Genomic DNA, 23,513 nt, shown 5'->3' on the forward strand with positions numbered 1-23,513 from the left:
TATTAGCGACCTGTAGATGTATTGGTTGGAACATTTGCTCCGGGATTGAAATAAGATGGTGTGGTTCTAACTCCACCAGTTACATCGAGGCCGAATTGAAAACCGGATGGACTACCATTATACCCACCGCCACCACCAGAACCGCCATTTAAACAATTCATTGAACCTGATCTTAAGCAGGCAAGTTGTTGTTGGGATTCCATGATGTTCTTAATGATATTGTATTCAAGTTCAGATTGACGACGCTGTTGATCCATCATTTGTTGCATGGCTTGTTGTTGAGCTTGCATCATGATTTGATTGTATTGAGCTCCACCAAAAGCATTTGCACCCATAAATGGATTTCCCACTTGTCCGTTTGCATAGGGATTAAATCCACCGGAACCATTAAAAGAAGGATTAAATTGCGAGTTTCCAAATGGATTAAATTGTCCGTTTGCACCTGGGTACGTGGTGTGAGGACCAGGATACATTGAACCTGGAGGACAAAAAGAGCCTCCTGAAAATCCGGGAGAGCAACCATAATTTCCGGGTCCACCGGGGCCGAACTGACCGTTTGGCCCGAACTGACCGTTAGCTCCACCATTGAGACCAAGTTGCGCCATGATATATGGATTGCCTGCAAGAAATGGATTCATCGATGCATTCCCACCAATACCACCGGGGCCACCAGGGCCACCGGCTCCGTACATAGCTGCGAGCCATGGTGGAAGACCATTGGCGCCAAAGTTTGCGTACACACCAGCATTTATGCCAGCACCTTGTCCGCCATTCGGGCCAAAATATCCGTATGGATTCATAAAACCTGGATTATACATTCCACCGCTATTTGGATAGCCGTTTCCATTATAGACATTACCGTTAATGCCATGGAACTGACCAGCGGGAGGAAATGGAGAATTATACATTTGTGAACAACCGTAAGAACCACTTCCCGTTCCGCCATTGATTGATCCGTAAAGACCGTAGGCGAAAAATGGAAACCCCGCAGAAAAGGGTGATGTCGCTGCTGAATCTGGTGGAACGTAACCTTCCTCAGCTAAAATATCTGCTGCATAGCGGTTGTACTCGCCTTGTTTTTTCATTGCGTAAATTCCAAGCCCAGCACCGACGGCTAATGGAATATAACTTGTCCATGGGCGTTTGTATGAACCACGCGCTCCATCACAGTCGCGGCAGTTTGTGCCAGCATTATCGGCGCGCATATCTTCGTCATCGATATCGTATTCGTCTCGTTCATTGTCGTAAGCTGAGTTAAAGTCACCAGATGCTTCTTCTGCTTCACGAATTATCGGAACTGAATCTTCTTGGACACTAGCCAATGTTTCTCTTGCTTCTTCATATTCACTTGCAGCTGTGCGACAGCCAGAAAGATCATTTTCTTTTTTGACTGTACTTGGAACACATAATTCGGCGGTTCCGATTTCTTTGCCTCTTGAACTATTGATAGCTTCATTACAACTTTGACGTGAAGATCTGGTAGTCATCACGGTTTCGCATTTCAGTTCGTCTTTTTGACCCTGACTAGCTTTAACTTTATTTGTACCTTCAACAAGTTTGTCAAATGAGCTGATTGTGATGGTGTCTTTTAATTTTCCTAGAAGTGCATCTGACTTTTTATCAAAGTTCTTCTGAGCTTTATCTAATGCTTCTTGAGCTTTTTTAGCTGCCTTAGATAATCTTTCAGAATTTTTCTTAAGCCTTTTTAGTTCATGATTACGCTCAATGATGTCGTCTTTTCTATGGCCCTTCCAAGGTTTACCACCGTAATCGCATTGTTGTTGCAAAAACTGTTGTCCACCTGGTTGGTACATCATGTTTTGTTGGCCGTAACCAACTTGGGCTTCTGCTCCGAAGCCAATGATAACCACCAGTGAGAAACTTAAAATATTCATAACATTCTTCATGAACCTGCTCCCTATAGATGTACGGTTCCAGTACTCTTCTCGACACCTTTGCAAATGAACTTAATGGCTTAGGACTTAAATCTAGGTTTCGACACCTGGTCTGGTTCTTTATCATTTTTTTGACTAAAATTTAGACATGCAACACATTATTCTCGTCGTCGACGACGAAAAGGACATCATTGATTCTCTTGAGCGCCAATTTCGTAAGCAATATAAAATTTTAAAGGCCACCTCAGGAATCGACGCCCTTCGTATTTTAAATCAAGAATCGGTTCACCTCATTTTAAGTGACCAGCGCATGCCTGAAATGACTGGTGTTCAACTTTTTGAACGAGCCCAAAAACTTCAACCTGATGCTATTCGAATTTTATTAACCGGCTATACAGATGTGGAATCTGTCATTGCCGCAATTAACAATGGTCAAATTTATCGATACATTACTAAACCTTGGGACCCAATTGATTTAGATATTATCGTCAAAAAAGCACTTGAGACTTTTGATTTAAAATTTGAACTCAAAGAGAAAAATAAAAAATTAGAACAAGCCCTTGAAGAACTCAAAAGCCTTGATCAGGCAAAAAGTCATTTTATGTTACTCATAGGGCATGAGCTTAGAACTCCGCTGACTACAATTTCTTCTTTCACTGAACTTTTGTTAGAGGAAAATCTCAAAGATGATGTTAAAAAATATGTTTCTCGAATATCGCAAGGCACAAATCGTTTGAGTGAAATAATTTTTGATGTTTTAGATCTTTTAGGTGCAGAAACGGGCCAGACAAAACTGAATAAATCTAAATCAAATTTGAGTGAATTAATTAATAACACAACAGATGAGTTTAAAGATTTGGTTAAAAAAAGATCATTAAAAATAAAATCAAATCTAAAAGCAAATAATGCTTTTTACGATTCTACTGTGATTAAAAAGGTATTTAAAAAAATTCTGCACAATGCTTTGAAATTTTCGACTGAGAATAGCGAAGTGATCATTTCAACAAGCGATGATAAAGATGGTGTAACTTTAAAAATAACAAATGACGGCGCACCTATTTCTCAATCTAAAATTCAGCAGATCCTAAAGCCCTTTACACTTGACGAAGACATCATGAATCACAGCCAAGGTTTGGGCCTCGGACTTTCTGTTTGCCAAAGCCTCCTTAAACACCATGGCTCGCTCTTAGTTGTTGATTCCCATGGGAATCAGACGTCCGTCGGATTTCACCTCCGGACAAATGCCTAAAGCACTCATTATATTCATTTTAAAGCCTACGCATAGTTTGCACATCTAAAAGGCATGTGGAAAACAATATTAATTTCTTTAACTCTACTATCTCAAAGCGCTTGGTGTGAAAACGTATTAGTAACACTTAGCCCTGGGGAACAAAAAATACTGCCCATAAGTCATATGACTACAATGACTGTGACGAATCCCAAGGCTGCCAAAGTAAGCATCATAAAAGGTGCAATAAAGATTACAGCAGTTCGCATAGGCACCACTCACGTTTTCACCAAAGGTGGTAAAACAAATATTGAGATAGTTGTTCACAGTTCAAAACTTAAGAGAGCAAAAGCGCAGATATCTCATTGGTTAAAAAATGTTCACGGAATCACGTTCTTAATCAACACCAATCACATTTTATTACAAGGAGAAGCATTTCGACTCTCGGATTGGCAAGTGCTTCACAAGTATAAAAAACTTTTTAAGTCGCAAATTAAAAGCGAAGTTAAACTTTCACAAGAACTTCAACCTGCGTTGAAAAAGGCAGTGAATGACGACCTCAATAAACGCTCAATTTCTTCAGCCTGGACAGAAAACGACAACGGAGAAATCTCAATTCAATCAAATATGAATAAAAAAGAAAAAACAGCCGTTAACGAGGTTATTGAAGATTGGGGCTTACCAAAGGCAAAATCTACTCATGCTTTAGAATTAAAACCTATGATTGAAATTGATGTGGTTATCGCTGAAGTGAAGAAAAACTCGTTAAGCACTTTAGGCCTTCAATTACCAGGCAGCTACTCTGCTACTGTAATCCCCACGAGTGATCTCAGTTCAGCAGCTTTTGCATTTAATCCGTTAGATATTGTTTTTAATGCTGCCTCTTCTCGTGGCGGCGGCCGAGTGCTTGCGAACCCAAAGCTTTTATGCCGAAGCGGTGAAGCAGCTCACTTTGTTGCTGGCGGCGAGATTCCAATTAAAATAATGAATACTCGAATTCACGATGTTATTTGGAAGCGTTATGGTGTGATTTTAGACATCACTCCACTTGCAGATTATCAAAATCGCATTTCAACAAAACTTGTAACCGAAGTTAGTTTAATTGATGACAGTCGCGTTATTGATGGAATCCCCGGGTTATTCACCAATCGCATAGAAACTCATTTTGATCTCAATGGTTCAAAAACAATTGCTCTCTCTGGTCTTATTAAGAGCGAATTGGGTCGAAGCACTACATCGAACTCACTTTTGGGAGAAATACCTATACTGGGAGAACTTTTTAAAAGCCGAGATTATAAAGATAGTAAAACCGAACTTGTAGTGTTCGTAACACCACGAGTGATTTCACCTTACGACACAAATCAAAAGCCTCCTCAAATTCCTCAGTGGAGTGATGATGACTTATGATGCATGAAAAAGCTTATTCAATTATTCAAGATACATTAGGAGATATGGGAGAAGAAAACTTAGAAAGTCTTCTCAAAAAGAATATTCAAAAAAATATTATATCAAATAACCATGAATCATCTAAACTTTTCACATCACTCTTTGAAGAGCTAGAAGGTTATGGGCCGCTTAAAGAATTAATGGAAGACAAGCTGATCACAGAAATACTGGTAAACGGACATCAGCATATCTATTATGAAAAAAATGGGAAATTACATTTCCACAACTCTCAATTCACATCAGAAATTACACTTAATCGACTCATCCATAGGCTTCTTATAAAAATGGACAAAACTGCCGACGCTCGTCACCCGCTTGTTGATGGCACAATTGATAATGGTACTCGAGTTCACATTGCCCTTGCCCCTGTGACCGAAGTTCCAACTTTAAGTATTCGTCGTCACACATTTCGAAAATGGACACTAAATGATCTTGTAAATACAGGTATGTTAACTAATGACATGCTTATAAAATTTAAAGGATGGATCACTGATAAAAAAAACATTCTCATCTGCGGCTCTACTGGTTCTGGTAAAACAACTCTCATGCGTGCAGCCCTTAGTTGTGTTTCCGAGCAAGAGCGTATTATTACACTTGAAGATACTGCTGAAATTGGAAAACTTGGCCCCCATGTTGTGAATTTAGTTACCCGTGAGAATCCTGACGATATGTACCCTGCGATTAATCTTCAAACGCTTTTGCGACATAGTTTAAGAATGCGACCTGATCGCATTATTGTAGGAGAAGTGAGAGGGGCCGAAGCTTTAGTACTATTAGACGCTTTGGCAACTGGGCATCAAGGCTCAATGTGTACGCTTCATGGGGCCACCGCGGCTCAAGCACTGAGGCGTTTAGAAAGTCTTGTTTCAAGAGCAGCACCTCAATGGGATATTTTAACAGTCAGACAACTTATTGCTGATGCAATAGGGATAATTATTGTCGTACAAAAAGAAAACGGCCTGAGAAAAATTACTCAGGCCGTTGAAATTTCAAGTTTTGAAAGCTTTGGCTTTCTCTTAAATCCGTTGATTTAAGATGCCCTCATCATGCTTCCTTGTTTAAGTGGAACATCATTCTCATCTAATTTTAGTGAACCTTCTTTTTCAAGAGTGCGCACTATTTCGACAAGCTTGATATGAGCTGATTCAATCTCGATGGGAGTAGGTTTTAATATCTCGAGAAGATTTGTAACTTCACGCTTTTTGAGATCGCGAAGTGTATGTGTTGCAATTGCAAAGGCTTCGGGCGGGAGACCCTTAAGACAAATCGCTAATGTACGTTCACTCAATCGTGTTGTGGCTTCACAAACTACGAGTGGATCCCATTTAAATATTTTTTCTGTTGTAAGAATTTTGCTTTTTATCATAGTGCCAAATTCTTTATCTTCAGCGATGATCATATTGATCAAATTTTCTCTTTTTTTACTTAAGCAAGTTTCCAAAAGAGCTAATAGCTGCTGAACACCACCTGGTTTGCGATAACGTGCAAGCATTGACATAGGAAAAACTCCTCCCCCGTTATGCAGGGCTCAATGACAAGCACTGCATTTATTACGCTGTTAAATCAAGTCGCTGACCAAACCCGGCCGGCGCTTCTGCCTTAACTGCTGTTTCTGTTATCGGTGTGACTGGTAACGGACTCGAAACCACACGTTGAAAAGCTGGTCCGCTTTCTACCGCATTTGGTTCAGTCATCCGTCTTGGTTTTGGAATTTCTCCAGAAATCAAAACCTGCCGCGTCGACGCCGGAATAATCTTACTGATCTTCTCCATGAGCCACCTCCATGTGTTCTGGAAAGAACTTATAATTAACTATCGGCGGGTCAGGACTAAACTTGAGTCTTGTATTTTATTATTTTGTCGATTTTTTTAACAGGACTAAAGTGGTGTTCAAAACCCCTTAATATCTTGGCTGAATTCAAATTAAGGCGTATGGATAAACTTATGTTAAGCAGAAAATAATTTGTGAATTACTTATGTTGCCTGACAGCTCAATTTCGATTTTACGAGCATCAAGACCCGACAGCTAGCTCGATTGCTCTTGGTAAGATTGTGTACACTACAGGGGCTACACCGGGTTGTTCGCCATCCATTTCAAGATAAACATCATCTACTGTTTCAATGGTTATTTCTTTACCTTGGTAATGATGAATTCCTGGCAGGTTTATAAATGTACCGTCGTACATACGATGGCCCGAAAGTACGATTTGATATTTAGGCATAGGTTCGCAAATAATTACTTCGAATTTTCCGTCATCTACTTGTGCCATGGGGGCCCAGCACATTCCTGCGCCGGAGTAACTTCCGTTTGCTACAAAGACATTTAGGCAAGCGCCATCATACACTAGTTGTTTATCGACATGAATTTTCATTAATTGACCTTTGGCAGCCAAAAAACTTAAAGCGACATTACCAAAATAGGCAATTTGAGGCGGAACAAATCGAGGGGTGTGATTTACTTTGCGCGCAACAATACCAGCAAGGCCTGCGGTAGCGATATTGAGAAAAAATCTTTTTTGTTCACGACCGAATTCATCTTTGAAATAGGCACAGCCTACATCAATTTTTTTAAAAATTGGATTTACCAAAACATCTACGGCTTCTCGATAATTTTCAGGAATTTCTACACTCTTAATAAAATCACAACCACGGCCTGCGCTCAAAATTCCAAGTTTTAAATTTGGATTGATCGGTTCGTTCTTCTCTGTAAATAAACCATTAATGACTTCATTGATTGTACCATCACCACCACCCACTATGAGAAGTTCTGTATCTGACATTGCAACTTGTGTGGCAAAGCGTGTGGCATCACTAGTTGTTGTAGTCATGAATTCTTCTAGTTCGCCTAATCGCCCCTTCACTTCATCGCGAATAGACTTCCACATACTCAAAGTGCGACCGCCACCTGATGCTGGGTTTACGATAATGGCTGATTTCAAGTTGTAACTCCTGTTTGCGGATTCACCACAAGATTTTGTGGGTTCACAACCTTCACGTGTAACTCTGCTAATTGATCGCGAGAAACTGTGCTTGGGGTACCAGACATCTGACACGCGGCTTTTTGTGTTTTAGGAAACGCAATGACTTCTCGAATTGCTTCTGTACCACAGAGAATCATGACGACGCGATCAACTCCCCAGGCGATTCCGCCATGTGGAGGGGTTCCGTATCTTAAGGCATCTAAAAAGAAACCAAACTTATGTTGAGCTTCTTCTGGGCTGATATGTAAGGTTCTAAACATCGCATCTTGAACTTCTTTTCTATGAATTCGAATACTCCCACCAGCAATTTCGTAACCATTACAAACCAGATCATAGGCTTTGGCTTTAATGTCTTTGAATTTATCTTCATCACCTTTAACAAAAGCTTCAAGATCTTGATCTTGGGGTGATGTAAATGGATGATGTCTTGCAGCCCAACGCTTTGCCAATGGATCAAATTCTAAAAGCGGAAAATCTATAATCCATAAAAGCGCATCTTTACTTGTGTCGATGAGTTTGAGTTTATGCCCGAGGTGTAAACGTAAGACACTTAAAGTTTGACAAACAACATTGTAATCATCGGCCACCATCAATACGCAGTCACCTTTTTTGGCACCAATAGTTTGGCAAAATGATTCTAATTTTTCAGGAGTAAAAAATTTTGCAATGGGAGTATTAAAAGTATCTTCCCATTTGATCCACACAAGGCCTTTGGCACCAGATTTTTTAGCCATATCTGTGAGATCATCAAAATCTTTACGAGAAAATTTCGCTCCACCTGGAACTGCAATCCCCTTCACCGCACCCTTACGGCTAAGCGCTTCGTCAAAAACTTTAAATCCAGAACCTTGAGCAAGTGAGCTGATGTCTTTGATTTCCATTCCAAAACGTGTGTCAGGCTTGTCATTACCGAAACGATCCATGGCATCTTGAAAAGTCATGCGTGGTAATGGCAATTTTAAATCAACTTTTTTAATTTCTTTCCAAATGCTTGCTACCGCGCGCTCATTGACATCAATGATGTCGTCAGCATCAACGAACGACATTTCAATATCAACTTGGGTAAACTCCGGTTGACGATCAGCGCGCAAATCTTCATCTCGAAAACAGCGGGCAATCTGAAAATAGCGATCAAAACAAGAAATCATCAAAAGCTGCTTTAAAGTTTGTGGGCTTTGTGGAAGTGCAAAAAAAGTCCCAGGATTTACTCTTGAAGGAACCAAGTAATCGCGCGCTCCCTCAGGAGTGCTTTTCCATAAAATAGGGGTTTCAACTTCGATAAAACCTTCTTGATCAAAAAAGTTTCTTACCAAATGTACAAATTTTGAACGCAAGAAAAGCTTTTTTTGTAAATGCGGTGATCGAAGCTCTAGATATCTGTATTTTAGCCTGAGCATTTCGTTTACAGATTCATCATCTGGTTGAAACGGAAGTGTTTCTGCTTCTGATAAAATTTCTAATTTCACCGCTTCAACTTCAATTTCACCGGTTTGAATTTTAGGATTAATCATTCCGGTTGGGCGTTTTTTAACAAGACCTTGAATGGCGAGTACATACTCACCGCGAATATTCTTCGCTGTTTCTAAACCTGATGCTTGCGGGTTAATGACAACTTGAGTGAGCCCCTCGCGATCACGCATATCAACAAATACAAGTCCCCCATGGTCTCTGCGTGTATTGACCCAACCCATAAGGACCACGGTTTTTCCGTCGTCGTTGGCTTTGAGGCTTCCACACCTATGGGTACGCTTGAGCTTTGAAATAAAAGAACTCACGATAATCTCCTTAACAACTCTATTTCTAAATCATCTAATTTAATATTTTCTTGAGTTTTAGTAGCCATGTTTCTAAAAACTGCAAAGCCTTGATCAATCTCACTGCCACCCATAATTAATGAATATTGGGCTTTTAATTTATCAGCACGCTTCATTTGTGATTTCATACTTTTACCTGTGTAATCAAGCTCTACTCGCACACCGCTATTTCGAAGTTTTTGAGCCAATACGAAAGCCAAATCTTGGCCTCGATCATCTGGTAAAACTATAAAAAGTTTAAGTTTTGGTCGAAATTGCTCAATGCGATCAGCGATAAGTAAAATAAGCCTTTCTACTCCACCAGCAAAACCAACCGCTGGTGTGTCAGGGCCGCCAAGTAGACTGACCAGTTTATCGTAACGGCCGCCTCCACCAACGGCATCTTGCGCACCCAACTGACTACTTGAAATTTCAAATACAGTGCGATTGTAATAATCGATTCCACGCACAAGACGTTTATCAACTACAAACGGTGTTTTGAGTCGCACGAGATGATCGCGTACTGAATCAAAATGTTCATGACAAGGTTGGCAGAGAAAATCAAGCATACACGGTAATACCGCAGCCACTTCTTTACATGTTGGATTCTTACAATCAAAAACTCTCAGCGGATTTTTTTCTAAGCGTATCTGACAATCAGGACATAAAACATTTATTGATGGCGTAAGTATTTTTACTAATTGTTCTCGATAAACGGGGCGACATGCTTCACAACCCAGACTTGCTAGTTTTACATTGAGGCCTTTGAGTTCAAACTTTTCGTAAAGTGATACGAGCATTCCGATAAGTTCTGCATCAATTTTTGGCGAGGCTATTCCTAAGACTTCGATTCCGTATTGATGAAATTGCCGGTATCTTCCTTTTTGAGGCCGCTCATATCGAAACATAGGGCCCCAATAATAAAGTTTTTGGACTGGTTCATTGTTTAAAATATTATGTTCTACAAGACTCCGAACCACACACGCAGTTTCTTCTGGCCGAAGGGTGAGGCTATCGTCGTTTCGATCTTTGAACGTATACATTTCTTTGGTAACAATGTCGGTGGTGTCTCCTACAGTGCGCGCAAATAGGGCTGTAGGCTCAACAATTGGAGTTTTGATTTCAGTGTAACCGTAGGCTTCAAAATGCATACGAATGAGTGTTTCTGCATGCCGCCAAGCAAAGATCTCGGGCTCTAAGACGTCATTCATTCCTTTAATAGATTTTATATTCATAAACGATTTTCCATTGTCAGAACACAAACATACGTCTGTCAGCTGTGAGTGTCAAATAGGCCTTTAAAAGTTGGCTCTTCTAGTGTAGAACCCTTTGTATGCCAAGTTTTACTGTAGAACACGATACAAAATTGTCAAAAACTGAGGCCTATCAAAAGGTCCAGGATTATCTCCGCAATAGCGAGAGTATTAAAAAGCTGGATAGTGACCTAAAGTATGATTTTGATGACGCGACTCATTCAGGCAAAGTCAAAGGGTCAAAGTTTGATTGTCAGCTTAAGATTACGGGAGACAGCCCCACAAAGGTTGCGATCACTGTAAATCTCCCACTGCTACTCACTCCGTTTAAGGGTAAAATACAAGAAACACTGCAAAACAAAATGTCTCAGCTATTAGGCTGATAAAAGTTAAAGTTAATGAAAAAAACAACCACCAAGAAGCCAGCAGAGCAGGTTAAGAAAAACCCTGCTAAATCAAAGTCAAAGAAGAGTAAAACCACTCTTAAGCCTGAAGTACTACAAGAAGAAAAACTTGATCCCAATATTGATGATTTAGATGCAAAAGCTTTGGCACCGACAGAAGAAAGTGTGCCCAATCTTGATGCCCTTCAAAAATATCTCAGTGAAGTTAGAAAATATCCGCTGATCTCAGCTGAAGAAGAACATCGCTTAGCTGTAATTTATAAAGAGACCGGTGATCGTAAGGCTGCTGAAGCCTTGGTTACTGCAAATTTGCGTTTTGTTGTAAAAGTAGCAGCAGAGTATTCTAAGTTTGGTGCTCGCATGATTGATCTGATTCAAGAAGGTAACGTTGGACTCATGCATGCCGTAAGAGAGTTTAATCCCTATAAAGGAATTAAACTGATTACTTACGCTGTTTGGTGGATACGAGGCTATATTCAAGAATATTTAATGAAAAACTACTCTCAAGTGCGCATAGGCACGACACAAGCACAGAAAAAACTTTTTTATCACCTCAATAAAGAAAAAGCCAAACTCGATGCTCTCGGAAATGCCCCCGATGTGAAGTTATTAAGTTCACGTTTAGGTGTTACTGAAAATGATGTCATCGAGATGGAAAAACGTATGTCTGGCCGCGATCTCAGTCTCGATACACCTCAGGGCGATGATGATTCTGGCAGTCGATGGATAGACACACAATCAGATCAAAACGCTACTTCTATTGATGATGTATTGGCACTTTCAGAAGAGAAGAAAATATTTTACCGAGAAATTGAAAAGATAGTTTTAGAACTCAATGAAAAGGAAAAATATTTATTACAGTTTCGCGTTTTAGGTGATCCGCCACAGACACTTCAAGAAGTGGGCGATCATTTTAAAATTACGCGAGAACGAGCTCGTCAGCTAGAAGAACGATTGATAGAAAAAATCAAAGAGCACTTTCAAAAAGTCATGCCCGATTATCAGATCAATTTACCAAAAGATTAATTTAAGCTGGTAGCTCTTCATCACCAAGATGAGTAACGAGCTTTGCGCGCAATCGAGCTACAGCTTGTGCATGAAGCTGACTCACGCGGCTCTCAGTTACATCAAGAACTTTGCCTATTTCTTTTAAGTTAAGATCTTCGTAATAATACAAGCTCAATACAAGACGTTGCTTTTCAGGCAACTCTTCAATGGCATTAGTTACGATGTCTTTAATGGTCTTAAGATTGAGTTGATTAAATGGATTATTAATACGGCAAGATTCAAGTAAATTGAGAATTGATTTCTTATCAACGTTTGAAAATGTATGAGTGTCATCAATCGATAAGAGTGAAACCGGACGCACTTGATTTACAAGATCGTAGAATTCATCCATCGACATTTTCAATTCAGCTGCTACTTCTTCATCAGTGGCAGCGCGACCCATTGTTTGCTCAAGAGCTGAATACGTGCGATCTAAAAGCTTAGATTTATCACGCACTGAACGAGGCACCCAATCTTGAGCACGAAGTTCATCGAGTATTGCTCCTCGAATTCTAAACTCAGCATATGTTTTAAATTTATTATCGCGGCTTGGATCGTATTTTTCGATGGCGTCCATAAGGCCAATAACACCACTAGATATGAGGTCATCTAATTCAATATTCGATGGCAACCTCACCGCAATTTTTTGTGCGATAAACTTAATTAATGGAGCGAACTCCATAATGAGTTTATCTTTTTGTTGTGGTGTAAGTTTATTTGGTTCTTCTTTGTACTTACGCAGAAGATTGCTGCTCATGGATATTTACCCCTTAACCCAAACGTCCCCGATTTAACATTCCGCTACCCTTGTCTTATTTTAACAAATAAGTAGCGCTTTTCGTTATTATTTTTGACACTAGTTTACGCAACTCCCATTAATTGCTCCCAGAAGAACTGGATCCCACCTTTGACTTGGCTTGAATTTTGAGAGCTGCTTATTTTTTCTACCATCTTTTTTATAGACTGACTGGCGGGTGCCTCTGGAGCGGTTTTAATAACCAATTGCTGGCTTTTTGTCGCCCTTTTAACCCCTACATCAGTCGGAATACAGCCTACATAGTCTAAACTCACATAGAGAAACTTCTGGCTTACATCGCTAAGTCTTTGAAACACGGCTAAGCCTTCTTGCTCATCGCGCACTTGGTTTGCGATAATCGAAAACCGCTTTTCTTGGTGATATGTATGCAAGACTTTGATCAAGGCATAGGCATCAGCAAAACTTGCTGGATCTGGCGTTACTACGACATAGATCTCTTGAGCAGATGTATTAAAATACATGACGTTGTTATCAATGCCAGGTGCCGTATCAATAAGCATATAATCAAAATGGGTTTTTAGAGAACTCAGCTGATCGAGCATGATACGTTTTTCGCGCTCACTTAGATTTTGAAGTTCGTTAAATCCTGAGCCTCCAGGCAAGAGCCAAATACGGGGCTCAATCTGAGTTACAACTTCGTCAATGCGTTTATTACCTGAAAATAAATCTCTGATTGAATGGTTCGCTCGTGTTCCAAACATGATATCAACATTGGCCATGCCCAAATCACCATCAAGGATCAAAACATTGTGACCCATGCGACTTAATTGAACGGCCATGTTACATACCATTGTTGTTTTACCAACTCCGCCTTTGCCAGATGTAATGCTTATTGTTCTGGTCTGACGACGATACCCTGAAATATTACTCGATGATGTGGCTGACATGATTACTCCTTAAACGTTTCTTTTTGTGATTTTGTAAATGAGATCTAAAACACGCTCTCGTGTGGCAAGCTCTATGTCTTCTGGAATTTTTGACCCTATTCCAAAAGCATAAAGTGGTTTTTCAGTTTTTCTTTGAATATTGTATAGAAAACCATGTGTATAACTTTCGTCAATTTTTGTAGGTAAAATATCATCAAACTGCGTCACTTGATAACGGTTACAAATTTCATATGCATCAATGTCTTTGGCTGTACAACTCATTACCAAATGAGTTACGCGCACCATGTCTCTGGGAGGCATGAGTGTACGAATTTGATCGATCTCTCTAATATCTTTGAGTGAGAAACCCGGATAATCAATCAAGATCATATCGTAACCCGCATAACGTTGGAGTAATCGTGGAAACTCCATGGCATGTTTTACTGTTTCAAATGGGATATTAAGAATTTGTGAATAAATTTTTAATTGATCTGCAGCTCCAACCTTAAAAGTATCGGCTGTGAAAATTGCGACTTTCTTTTTTTCGTGCATGACTAGCTGGCTAGCTATCTTTACTAGCGCCGTTGTTTTACCATGACCACCCGGACCAACAAAAAGATGAAGCTGGCTTAGCTCTGATTGTCGTTGCCAGCTACCTACAACATGGGTGTGGCTCATGATATAACGTGCAACCCATGCATCAATAAGTGAACGTTTCTTTTTCTCTAAACCCGTTAACTCTTTGTCAGCTTTTTCTAAAATCTCAACGATATAACGAGAATCAATACCTGCTGTTTGTAATTTTTCAAAATTCGCAGCTAATTCAAAAGGCAATCCATACTCAGCACCAGGATGTTGAGTTCGTGGTTTAGAACTACCATTTTGCATTTGACCAAGAAGTTCACGAAGAGAATCTACTTCATTTCTAAGTGTGGTGACTTCGTCAGTTGAAGTGTGTGATGACGCCTGATAAGTTTTGGTCACGGGACCAACACGAATTTGCGCTTTGTTGGCTGCGTCTTCAAGAACGTACGAACCTGTCCGCGCGAAATCTTCTAAAATGTCATCGACACGACGACCACTTATTGGTTGCTCAAAAGCCTCTTCATCTTGGATATCGATATATTTAGCTGAAGTGGGTCCACGTTTTGTCGGAATTTTTATACGCGCTGCTTGCGTGCTTAAGCTTATTTGATCTAAATCTCCCGCACTACGGGTTGCAATTGCAGATTGTCGCTGATGATACTTGTTTACGGTTGTATCAATAAATGTCTTTTGGTGTTTTGCGCTCTTTGCACGAAAACGTTCTCGAGATTCTTCTGGAATTCGACTTTCTGCATATTGTCTTTTTTGAAGTGCTTTTTCAGAAATTGCAGCTGTGATTTCAACACTTCCTCGACCAGCGAGGCCGAATTTTTTATTATCTTTTGCATTAAGAATTATCGCCTCGGGCCCGAGTTCTTGCTTCACCAACTGAAGCGCTTCCTTCATGGATTTTGCTTCAAATTTTTTAACTTGCATCTCTCACCCTCACTACATCCACAGATTTTACGTTTGCTGTGGCCGTTAATTCATTATGCGACAAAACTACGAGTTGTGGAATAAATCGCTCTGTCAATTTTCGCAAATGGCGACGAATTGTTGGGTTAGTTAATAAGATAGGTTGACCCGCCATTTGGGGATTACCTTCGATAGCTTTTGAGACAGCGTGCAAAATTTGTTGTGCATATTGCGGATCAAGGACTAGTTGAACACCTTGCTCTGTCTGTAATAACGAATTTGAAATAACTTCTTCCACACGACGGTCTAGTGAAAGTACAGGAATCAGACCATCGTCTGTGGTGTATTTTTTAGTTATGTTGCGTGCGAGTGCTTTACGCACTGATTCAGTCAACATCTCACCGTCTTTACTCTTAGGTGCTTCATCAGCCAATGTCTCAAATATTGTAAGCAGATCTCTAATTGAAACTTGCTCGCGCAATAAATTTTGAAGTACTCGAACCACTCCACCTAATGGCAACACGTTGGGAACAAGTTCTTCCACGACCTTTGGATTGGTTTTTTGAAATGATTCAATAAGACGTTGCGCTTCTTGGCGACCCAAGAGCTCATGAGCATGACTACGAATAACTTCAGTTAAGTGAGTAGCAATAACAGTGGGAAGATCTACCACTGTGTAACCAGAAATTTCTGCTTCTTCTTTTTGAGTAGAAGAAACCCAAAGTGCAGGAAGCCCAAATGCGGGTTCTGTTGTTTCAATGCCTTCGATGGGCTTTGAAACATTACCTGGATCCATGGCTAGCATATGATCAGGAAGAAGTGATCCTCCCGCTACTTTAACACCCTTAATAATGATCTGATATTCACCGGGCTGTAATTGCAAATTGTCACGGATATGAACGCTAGGAACTACAATTCCAAGATCTAATGCAAATTGTTTTCTAATGCTGACAATTCTCTCTAATAAATCACCGCTTTGATCACTATCAACGATATTAATAAGACCATAACCCACTTCAAGCTCGAGCATGTCGAGTGGCAAAAAGTTTTCAATTTTTTCTTTATCAGGTTTAAGGGCGGCCTCTTCAAATTTACGTTTTGTGTCAGTAACTTCATCAGATTGCATGCGCGTAATTACCCATGAAAATACACCTGCACCTGCAGCAAACAAAAAGAATGGCCCCTTAGGCATTCCAGAAAACAAACCTAAAAATGCCAATATCGCACCAACAATGCCAATAGCTCGAGGGTGTAAAAAAAGTTGTGATGTAAGTTCATTTCCTAAGTTTTTACCTGAGGAAGCGCGTGTAACAACAATACCAGCTGCAGTAGAAATAATAAGTGCTGGAATTTGAGAAACAAGACCTTCACCAATTGTGAGTTTTGTATATGTTTCTGCTGCAATGCCTAAACCCATGCCCTTTTGAAGAACGCCAATGAGTAAACCGCCGATGATGTTTACGAAAACAATAATAATACCGGCGATGGCATCTCCGCGAACAAACTTGCTGGCACCATCCATGGATCCATAAAAGTCCGCTTCTGCTTCGATATTTTTTCTACGTTTTCTCGCTTCTTCATCATTGATTAAACCAGCATTAAGATCGGCATCAATTGACATTTGTTTACCGGGCATCGCATCTAATGTGAATCGCGCTGCAACCTCAGCAACGCGCCCGGAACCCTTTGTGATAACAACGAAGTTAATAATAACCAAGATTGTAAACACGATCATACCGATGATGTAGTTGTCACCGACAACAAAACTTCCGAACGCTTGAATCACACCACCCGCTGCTGCCACACCTTCATTGCCATGTGATAAAATTAAACGAGTAGAAGCGACGTTTAAACTGAGACGAAAGAGAGTTGTAATTAAAAGCATGCTAGGAAATACGCTAAATTCTAAAGGCTTGGTTGTATAAATACTTACTAAAAGTACAAGTAAACTTATTGTAAATGACAATGTCAAAAACATATCGATGAGGAGTGGTGGAACCGGGACCAGCATTACTACGAGAATGCCAACGAGGCCCACTGCAATCATCATGTCAGTATTGCGGGTGTATTTACTTAAACCTTTTAGAAAATTATAAAGTTCATCCATTTTATGCGCCACCTAAGCCGTTGGGATTCTCTTTTGCGATTTCTTGGCTAACTTGTTGAATTTTTCCTTTGATTCGATAAACGTAAGCTAAGACTTCTGCCACGGCATTGTAGAGTGATCGTGGTATAGGGTGCCCAAGCTTTATATTTTTAAACATATTGCGCGCTAAAGGCTTATTCTCAACGATGGGAATATTATGTTTTCGCGCAACTTCTTTTATTTTTTCTGCAATAAAATCTGCACCCTTTGCGACCATCACAGGGGCTGCCATAGCAACGCGGTCATATTTTAATGCAATTGCGATATGTGTTGGATTAGTAATGATAACATCGGCTTTTGGAACTTCTTCCATCATGCGTCTTTGTGAAAGTTCACGCTGAATTCTTTTAATTCTTGATTTAATAAGCGGATCACCCTCACGTTGTTTAAACTCTTCTTTAATTTCTTGTTTTGTCATGCGCATGCGTTTTTCTAAATCCCAGCGCAAATATCCGTAATCAAGGGCTGCTACGAAAGCCATTAGAATACAAATTCCACCAATGAGTTTAAATACGACTGTCCCCATATAAACTAAGATCTGAGCCGTTGACATTTGTACAAGTTGAGGGCTAAATGCGATTTCATTTTTTACAATGAAGTAAGCGGTAATCCCGACAACAGCAATTTTTATTACAGATTTAATTCCCTCAACAATACTGCGCATATTAAAAATTTTTGTGAACCCTGTAATCGGATTAAGTCGTTCGATATCAAAGTTGATATGATCCCAAGCAGTTAAAAAACCAATTTGGAGCACGGTTGCACCAATACCCATCACAATCGTGATTGCAAATACTGGAAGTACAATCATGCCACCTTTAATAAATGCAAGTTTAAGAGGAGGAAGAATATCACCATGTCTTGCGGCTGCAACAAACTGCTCGGTAAAGGCTAGAGAAAATAGACTTTGAATTTCGAGTAAAAATTGACGCGACATAAAGTAAAACACACTAGCTACACCGATGAGTACTAGAATACTTGTCACTTCACGACTTTGTGCGACTTGACCTTGCTTACGAAAGTCTTCACGCCGTTGTGTCGTCGCTTCTTCACTTCGTTCTTCTAAACTATCACCACCGTCAGCCAAAAATTACCTCAAAAGTTTTTTATATATTTAAATATCTCAGCACTTACATCGACAAAATCTGTCTGCATTGTTGATAAAAGTAGCGGGATACTAACGATAAATACAAACAACCCAACTAAAATATTCACCGGAAAACTAATTACAAAAACATTCACCTGAGGAACAGCTCGACCAATAATACCCATGGCGATGTTCAAAAATAAAATAACAGCGATCATTGGAGCCGCGAGTTTAAAGCCAATTGTAAATACCTGCTGAATTATTACAGATAATGAAGCCATATTTTCAGGATTAATACTTAGCTGTGCCAAGGGCACTAAACTGAAACTTCGATATATTGCTTCAATGAGCATGTGATGACCGTTGATAGCTAAAAAAAGTAGAGTTGCAAGAATCGTTAAGAATTGTTCCATCACTGAACTAGCTTCACCTGAAGTGGGGTTAACAAGTTGTGCCGTGCTAAAGCCCATACTAAAACCTAAAAGCTCACCAGCTACGTCTACCGCTATGAAAATTAAGCGCGTTAAAAAGCCCATGAACATCCCTAAAAACGCTTCTTTGGCAACGAGTAAGAATATTTCATCTTCCCAATTTATTAGTGGCATTTGTGTGGTTTTAATCAAAACTGGAAACAAAATGAACGTTAACAATAAACTCAATAAAACTTTAACAGATGAAGGAACATGACGAACTCCAAAAATAGGAATGATAGCAATGCACGTTGAAATGCGAATGAGCATCAACGCGAAGAGAGCAATTTCAGTTTCATTAAATCGATAAACTTCGAACAAATTCCTACCTCACGTACGTTGTAATATTCTCAAACAGTGTGGTGGTAAAACGGGTGATAACGTCGAGCATCCAAGGCGCGCAAACTACCAGAGTTACGGCAATTGCTAATATTTTTGGAATAAATGAAAGTGTGGCCTCATTGATTTGTGTGATGGCTTGAAAGACACTCACGATCAAACCCACAATAAGTGCACATGCCAATAATGGCGCGGCTAAAAGCAGAGTGGTCTTTATCGTTTCTTGTCCTAAAGTCATTACTAATTCAGGTGTCATATTTTAACCAAAACTCTTTACTATAGAGCCCACAATGAGTTGCCAGCCATCTACCAAAACAAAAAGCATAATTTTAAAAGGTAATGAAACTACAATGGGCGGAACCATCATCATACCCATGGCCATCAATACGCTGGCCACAACCATATCGATTATTAAAAATGGAAGATAAATGATGAAACCAATTTCAAAGGCAGTCTTTAATTCTGAAATTACAAACGCAGGAATCAAAACTAGAGATGGTACATCCGCACGTGTTTTAGGTTGGTCAATACGACCCATTTTTAAAAATAAGGCCAAGTCGGTATCTCGGGTTTGGGCAAACATAAATTTACGAAGAGGTTTCATCACCTCTTCACCTGCTTGTTCTTGTGATATTGCATTTTTCAAATAGGGTTGAAGTGCTTTTGAATTAATGTCTGCTAAGAAAGGCGACATGATAAAAAATGTCAGAAATAATGAAAGCCCCACAATTAATTGATTTGGTGGCATTTGCTGTGTACCAAGTGCTTGACGCAAAAATGCCATGACTACAACAATGCGAGTGAAACTTGTCATCATGATGATAATGGCAGGAGCTAAAGTTAATACTGTTAAGAGAATAATGATTTTTAAAACATTCACAACTTCTTCAGGTTTTTGTGTTGATGTAAAACCCAAACTTATTGTGGGGAGCGTAACTCCACCGACATTTTTTGCCTGAGCCTGAACCAGTACAGGCATAACAAGCGAAAATAAGAATATGCTCAACAAGAAGATCTTTGTGATTCTCACAATTCCCTCATTGATTTTAATCGCTCACCTACGATTTCACGCAAGCCGCGCATACTGAATTCTTCGTCTTTATCTGAATTAGTGATCGCATCTAAAGTTGCCTTACGATCAACCTCACCTTGAACTTTATTTGCCAAAGCTGAATTAAATTTCGCAGGAGATTTTCCACCAGTGGCAATTGCCATATCGTCATCAAGGAGTGCGAGTGTTTTTAAAATCGTGATGTTATTATCTGTCACACCAATCAGCACTGCCTCACCAGCTACTTTTACAACTGCCAATGAACGTTTAGCACCCAGATGATGTTGCGCCATAACCTCAATCATACGATTGCGAGTAGATAATTTTTTTGAACCTGGCCATTTTTTAAATGCGTAGTATCCACCACCTATTACGGCTAGTACTATTGCCAGACTCATGAGCATACGTGGTAGAAGTGCTTTTTTAGGCTGAGCTTTTTCTTTATTCAGTGCTTGCTCAGTTTTGAAAACGGGTTGAACTTCTTCAGTTGTCGCAGTTAAGATTTTTTTCTCAGGCAATGCAATTGGTGTGAGCGTAACTGTATCACCCATTTCACCAGCTTCTTTACGCATCATCTGATCAATCAGTGCACCTGGCAATTCTGTTGGAATTGTATTTGCCGCTGTAGCCGTAGGACTCGTTGTAGCTGGAGCCGTAACTTTAATAAAAAGTTTGTTAGCGCGGGATAAAACAGCCGTTGAATTTTTAAATTGAGTAGCTTGATTGGGAGGAGTCAAAATAATTTGACACTTCAGTGCATCAGCTGTTGCTTGCGTCGTGTAAAGATGATCGACCATGCTATCGCTGATCTTTGTTATTCCCTTTTTAACTTTAGTTATAGCTGAGGGAATATTTACTTCAATGGTGCGGTTTGAATACTCCAAGGTGACGCCAGCTTCAACGACATCTTCAGCAAACGTGAGCTCTACAAAAAAATCTTGTCCGATTCTCTTTGTCGAGATATCTGAAAGAGAGTTTCCAGCTTGAGCTTCTTGGGTACTTAAAATAAACCCCGCGACTAGCACGAGGAATGAAAAAAACAACCGCGACATCTTACCCCCTTTTATTTCAGCTGCTGGATGCGTTCCATTGGCGAAATAATATCAGTCAAACGAACACCGAATTTTTCATTAACAACAACGGCTTCACCGCGCGCCACAAGCTTGTCGTTTACCAAAACTTCCATTGGCTCACCTGCGAGTTTGTTTAACTCGATGACGCTTCCTTGGCCCAAAGCTAATAGATCATGCACAACCATTTTGGTTCTTCCTAACTCAACAGTTACTTTGAGTGGAATATCCAAAATCAAATCAAGATTGCGAGGCCGTGCTGTTTTATCACCTTCAGCAAAAGCATTTAGGGCCTCGTCATTGGGCATACCAGCTGCCGCAACTACTGGCCCTGGTGTTACCTCTGAATCTTGATTCGCGGCTGCAATAAGATCATCAGCTGCTGATTTGTCTGCCATTTAATCCTCCCTCACGTATCATATCGCGTTGCTAAAACGCGCGTTATCTGAACAGCCACATTACCGTGACTGACACCGTAAAATGCCTTCATTTTCTTTACACCTTCTACTTCAACGTTCAATTCACCTGTGGCATCTTGATCAAGCGGGATTACATCCCCAACTTGCATGTTAAGAAGATCACCCATGGTGATTTCAGTGACGCCAAGATTAACCCGCACACCAACATCTGTTTCTAAAAATTGTTTTTCTAAAATTGCTGTCCAAAGTTTTTTATCTGTTTGATCTGATTCCACCTGAAAGCCACTTGAAAGTTTTTGTTTGATGGGCTCAATGGTGGAATAAGGAATTACTAAAGTAATTGTTCCGTTCGCATTCTCAAGTTCAACGTCAAACGTAGAAGCAATAACAACGTCTGTTGGTGGAACAATACCTACGAATTGTGGATTAACTTCAGTACGAACAAAACTTGCATCGATTTTCCCAACTGATATCCAAGCACTCTCAAGATCACTCATCGCCAACTCAACAACACGGCGAACGATACTTAATTCTATAGCAGTAAACTCTTTGCCTTCGATTTTTGTATACGGTCGATCTGCTCCACCCAAAAAACTATCTACCAATGCATAGGCTAGTTTACTTTCAACTACTACTAGTGCTGAACCACGTAAAGCATTGAACCGTAAAACGCTCATGCATGTTGGAACTGGCAATGTATTGATGAACTCACCAAATTTTAAAAAATCTGTAGATGCATGATTAAGTGATGCGATCTTACGAAGTGCTGATGAAAGCGAAACTCGAAACGCTCGCATGAAGCGTTCATAGATGACATCCAGTTGCGGCATGCGACCGCGAATAATTCTATCTTGACTGGTGAGATCATAAACAATGACTCCAGAGGCAACTCCACCAGAGGCAACTCCACCTTCAGTGGCGACTTCCCCCTCGGAAACCGCCGCTAACAGTGCATCAACTTCATTTTGTGAGAGTACCTGATTCATTCGCGCTGGTCCCCTTAGTTTACAATAAAATCTGTAAAATAAACTTTCTTGATTTTGCCTTTAACAAGAAAGCTATTTACTGTTTCGCGCACTTCATCTCTTAAAAATTCTTTACCTTCTTTGGTGGTGACTTGATCGTAAGTTTTGCTTGAGAGAAGAATAATGATGATGTCTCGAATCTGAGGTTTTCTTTTTTCAATTTCTTCTTCTACTTTACCGCCATCAACTTCAAGCTCCATATTGATCTTTACGAGCTTATTGCCCCGTGTGCCGGCAAGATTGACTAAGAAAGTTTCCATTGGAATAAGTTTACCGATGTATTCTTGATGTTCCTCATCAGTGGCTTTATTCGCCTCATCTTCTTTGACGCCATCAACAATATCACCAATTTTTGGCTTAGCTTTTTCAGCTTTATGAGAGGTCCAGAGAATTCCCACCACTGAAGCCATGACCATCATATTAAGTACGGCAATGATGATCAGAAGTATGGGCTTCTGAGGTTCATTAGTTACGCGCTTCTCCGCCGTCGGCGTTTCAATTTCATCTTCTTTTTTTGCTGCATTATTATCCGCTGCCACAGCACGTCCTCCCTGACGATGAGGTGTCATTCATCAAACATATAGACACCTTCGTGACTGTATAAAAGCAATGGCGGTGCCATATAACTTTCGTCGAGAAATCCCGTGGTCTAGTTTTTCTAACTGTTTGAAAGTAGT

Annotated in this window: 22 protein-coding genes; 4 read left to right on the forward strand and 18 right to left on the reverse strand. The window is 40.0% G+C overall.

Annotation, left to right across the window (positions count from 1 at the left end; translation table 11 throughout):
• Positions 1-2 precede the first annotated feature (2 nt).
• The gene (locus tag SGI74_01240; GenBank protein ID MDZ4676105.1) at positions 3-1,907 is read right to left on the reverse strand and encodes a hypothetical protein; all 1,905 of its coding nucleotides are present in this window, start codon (positions 1,905-1,907) and stop codon (positions 3-5) included.
• Between the two features lie 136 nt (positions 1,908-2,043).
• Between SGI74_01240 and SGI74_01245 the strand changes: the two genes are divergently transcribed.
• Genes SGI74_01245 through SGI74_01255 form a run of 3 tightly spaced genes read left to right on the forward strand, consistent with a single transcriptional unit; the run spans position 2,044 to position 5,603 of the window.
• A complete protein-coding gene (locus SGI74_01245; protein MDZ4676106.1) occupies positions 2,044-3,144 on the forward strand; it encodes a hybrid sensor histidine kinase/response regulator in 1,101 nt (366 codons plus the stop codon).
• A 54-nt stretch (positions 3,145-3,198) separates the two neighbouring features.
• The gene (locus SGI74_01250) at positions 3,199-4,530 is read left to right on the forward strand and encodes a hypothetical protein (GenBank protein ID MDZ4676107.1); all 1,332 of its coding nucleotides are present in this window, start codon (positions 3,199-3,201) and stop codon (positions 4,528-4,530) included.
• The gene (locus SGI74_01255) at positions 4,527-5,603 is read left to right on the forward strand and encodes an ATPase, T2SS/T4P/T4SS family (GenBank protein MDZ4676108.1); all 1,077 of its coding nucleotides are present in this window, start codon (positions 4,527-4,529) and stop codon (positions 5,601-5,603) included. Before SGI74_01250 ends, SGI74_01255 begins: the two co-directional genes overlap by 4 nt.
• On the opposite strand, the gene SGI74_01260 is transcribed toward SGI74_01255, so the two are convergent.
• The 5 genes from SGI74_01260 to hisS form a co-directional block, all read right to left on the reverse strand.
• Positions 5,600-6,067 carry a FliG C-terminal domain-containing protein gene (locus SGI74_01260; protein ID MDZ4676109.1) on the reverse strand — a complete coding sequence of 156 codons (468 nt, stop codon included), beginning with the start codon at positions 6,065-6,067 and terminating at the stop codon, positions 5,600-5,602. The genes SGI74_01255 and SGI74_01260 overlap by 4 nt on opposite strands.
• 52 nt (positions 6,068-6,119) lie before the next feature.
• Positions 6,120-6,341: a hypothetical protein gene (locus SGI74_01265; GenBank protein ID MDZ4676110.1), complete on the reverse strand. Its 222-nt coding sequence runs from the start codon at positions 6,339-6,341 to the stop codon at positions 6,120-6,122.
• Between the two features lie 239 nt (positions 6,342-6,580).
• Complete coding sequence (locus SGI74_01270) at positions 6,581-7,507, reverse strand: diacylglycerol kinase family lipid kinase (GenBank protein MDZ4676111.1); 927 nt, start codon at positions 7,505-7,507, stop codon at positions 6,581-6,583.
• On the reverse strand, positions 7,504-9,324 hold the full coding sequence (gene aspS / locus SGI74_01275) for an aspartate--tRNA ligase (protein MDZ4676112.1): 1,821 nt from the start codon (positions 9,322-9,324) through the stop codon (positions 7,504-7,506). Before aspS ends, SGI74_01270 begins: the two co-directional genes overlap by 4 nt.
• The gene (gene hisS, locus SGI74_01280; GenBank protein ID MDZ4676113.1) at positions 9,321-10,577 is read right to left on the reverse strand and encodes a histidine--tRNA ligase; all 1,257 of its coding nucleotides are present in this window, start codon (positions 10,575-10,577) and stop codon (positions 9,321-9,323) included. The genes aspS and hisS overlap by 4 nt, the downstream gene beginning before the upstream one ends.
• 416 nt (positions 10,578-10,993) lie before the next feature.
• Between hisS and SGI74_01285 the strand changes: the two genes are divergently transcribed.
• The gene (locus tag SGI74_01285; protein ID MDZ4676114.1) at positions 10,994-12,025 is read left to right on the forward strand and encodes an RNA polymerase factor sigma-32; all 1,032 of its coding nucleotides are present in this window, start codon (positions 10,994-10,996) and stop codon (positions 12,023-12,025) included.
• Position 12,026: 1 nt separating this feature from the next.
• Here the strand turns inward: SGI74_01285 and SGI74_01290 are convergent, their stop codons facing one another.
• The 12 genes from SGI74_01290 to SGI74_01345 form a co-directional block, all read right to left on the reverse strand.
• Positions 12,027-12,803 carry a FliA/WhiG family RNA polymerase sigma factor gene (locus SGI74_01290; protein ID MDZ4676115.1) on the reverse strand — a complete coding sequence of 259 codons (777 nt, stop codon included), beginning with the start codon at positions 12,801-12,803 and terminating at the stop codon, positions 12,027-12,029.
• 104 nt (positions 12,804-12,907) lie between these two features.
• Complete coding sequence (locus tag SGI74_01295) at positions 12,908-13,750, reverse strand: MinD/ParA family protein (GenBank protein MDZ4676116.1); 843 nt, start codon at positions 13,748-13,750, stop codon at positions 12,908-12,910.
• 9 nt (positions 13,751-13,759) lie between these two features.
• On the reverse strand, positions 13,760-15,250 hold the full coding sequence (gene flhF / locus SGI74_01300) for a flagellar biosynthesis protein FlhF (protein ID MDZ4676117.1): 1,491 nt from the start codon (positions 15,248-15,250) through the stop codon (positions 13,760-13,762).
• On the reverse strand, positions 15,240-17,336 hold the full coding sequence (gene flhA / locus SGI74_01305) for a flagellar biosynthesis protein FlhA (GenBank protein MDZ4676118.1): 2,097 nt from the start codon (positions 17,334-17,336) through the stop codon (positions 15,240-15,242). Before flhA ends, flhF begins: the two co-directional genes overlap by 11 nt.
• A gap of 1 nt (position 17,337) precedes the next feature.
• Positions 17,338-18,462, reverse strand: coding sequence for a flagellar biosynthesis protein FlhB (gene flhB, locus SGI74_01310; protein MDZ4676119.1), 1,125 nt, complete (start codon positions 18,460-18,462; stop codon positions 17,338-17,340).
• A gap of 8 nt (positions 18,463-18,470) precedes the next feature.
• Positions 18,471-19,253, reverse strand: coding sequence for a flagellar biosynthetic protein FliR (gene fliR, locus SGI74_01315; protein MDZ4676120.1), 783 nt, complete (start codon positions 19,251-19,253; stop codon positions 18,471-18,473).
• Between the two features lie 4 nt (positions 19,254-19,257).
• Positions 19,258-19,527, reverse strand: coding sequence for a flagellar biosynthesis protein FliQ (fliQ, locus tag SGI74_01320; GenBank protein MDZ4676121.1), 270 nt, complete (start codon positions 19,525-19,527; stop codon positions 19,258-19,260).
• Between the two features lie 3 nt (positions 19,528-19,530).
• Positions 19,531-20,250: a flagellar type III secretion system pore protein FliP gene (fliP, locus tag SGI74_01325; protein MDZ4676122.1), complete on the reverse strand. Its 720-nt coding sequence runs from the start codon at positions 20,248-20,250 to the stop codon at positions 19,531-19,533.
• Between the two features lie 47 nt (positions 20,251-20,297).
• On the reverse strand, positions 20,298-21,374 hold the full coding sequence (fliO, locus tag SGI74_01330; protein ID MDZ4676123.1) for a flagellar biosynthetic protein FliO: 1,077 nt from the start codon (positions 21,372-21,374) through the stop codon (positions 20,298-20,300).
• A gap of 11 nt (positions 21,375-21,385) precedes the next feature.
• The gene (gene fliN, locus SGI74_01335) at positions 21,386-21,700 is read right to left on the reverse strand and encodes a flagellar motor switch protein FliN (protein ID MDZ4676124.1); all 315 of its coding nucleotides are present in this window, start codon (positions 21,698-21,700) and stop codon (positions 21,386-21,388) included.
• A gap of 101 nt (positions 21,701-21,801) precedes the next feature.
• Positions 21,802-22,797, reverse strand: a complete 996-nt coding sequence (fliM, locus tag SGI74_01340) for a flagellar motor switch protein FliM (GenBank protein ID MDZ4676125.1) — start codon at positions 22,795-22,797, stop codon at positions 21,802-21,804.
• Between the two features lie 14 nt (positions 22,798-22,811).
• Positions 22,812-23,375: a flagellar basal body-associated FliL family protein gene (locus tag SGI74_01345; protein ID MDZ4676126.1), complete on the reverse strand. Its 564-nt coding sequence runs from the start codon at positions 23,373-23,375 to the stop codon at positions 22,812-22,814.
• Between the last annotated feature and the right edge of the window lie 138 nt (positions 23,376-23,513).

This window comes from Oligoflexia bacterium (genome assembly GCA_034439615.1).
In the GTDB taxonomy this organism is placed as follows: Bacteria; Bdellovibrionota; Bdellovibrionia; order JABDDW01; family JABDDW01; genus JAWXAT01.

Coding starts and splice junctions, on each gene's coding strand:
- SGI74_01240 (MDZ4676105.1), bottom strand. CDS start 1,907: ATGAAGAATGTTATGAATATTTTAAGTTTCTCACTGGTGGTTATCATT.
- SGI74_01245 (MDZ4676106.1), top strand. CDS start 2,044: ATGCAACACATTATTCTCGTCGTCGACGACGAAAAGGACATCATTGAT.
- SGI74_01250 (MDZ4676107.1), top strand. CDS start 3,199: ATGTGGAAAACAATATTAATTTCTTTAACTCTACTATCTCAAAGCGCT.
- SGI74_01255 (MDZ4676108.1), top strand. CDS start 4,527: ATGATGCATGAAAAAGCTTATTCAATTATTCAAGATACATTAGGAGAT.
- SGI74_01260 (MDZ4676109.1), bottom strand. CDS start 6,067: ATGTCAATGCTTGCACGTTATCGCAAACCAGGTGGTGTTCAGCAGCTA.
- SGI74_01265 (MDZ4676110.1), bottom strand. CDS start 6,341: ATGGAGAAGATCAGTAAGATTATTCCGGCGTCGACGCGGCAGGTTTTG.
- hisS (MDZ4676113.1), bottom strand. CDS start 10,577: ATGAATATAAAATCTATTAAAGGAATGAATGACGTCTTAGAGCCCGAG.
- SGI74_01285 (MDZ4676114.1), top strand. CDS start 10,994: ATGAAAAAAACAACCACCAAGAAGCCAGCAGAGCAGGTTAAGAAAAAC.
- SGI74_01290 (MDZ4676115.1), bottom strand. CDS start 12,803: ATGAGCAGCAATCTTCTGCGTAAGTACAAAGAAGAACCAAATAAACTT.
- SGI74_01295 (MDZ4676116.1), bottom strand. CDS start 13,750: ATGTCAGCCACATCATCGAGTAATATTTCAGGGTATCGTCGTCAGACC.
- flhF (MDZ4676117.1), bottom strand. CDS start 15,250: ATGCAAGTTAAAAAATTTGAAGCAAAATCCATGAAGGAAGCGCTTCAG.
- flhA (MDZ4676118.1), bottom strand. CDS start 17,336: ATGGATGAACTTTATAATTTTCTAAAAGGTTTAAGTAAATACACCCGC.
- fliQ (MDZ4676121.1), bottom strand. CDS start 19,527: ATGACACCTGAATTAGTAATGACTTTAGGACAAGAAACGATAAAGACC.
- fliP (MDZ4676122.1), bottom strand. CDS start 20,250: ATGCCTGTACTGGTTCAGGCTCAGGCAAAAAATGTCGGTGGAGTTACG.
- fliO (MDZ4676123.1), bottom strand. CDS start 21,374: ATGTCGCGGTTGTTTTTTTCATTCCTCGTGCTAGTCGCGGGGTTTATT.
- fliN (MDZ4676124.1), bottom strand. CDS start 21,700: ATGCCCAATGACGAGGCCCTAAATGCTTTTGCTGAAGGTGATAAAACA.
- fliM (MDZ4676125.1), bottom strand. CDS start 22,797: ATGAATCAGGTACTCTCACAAAATGAAGTTGATGCACTGTTAGCGGCG.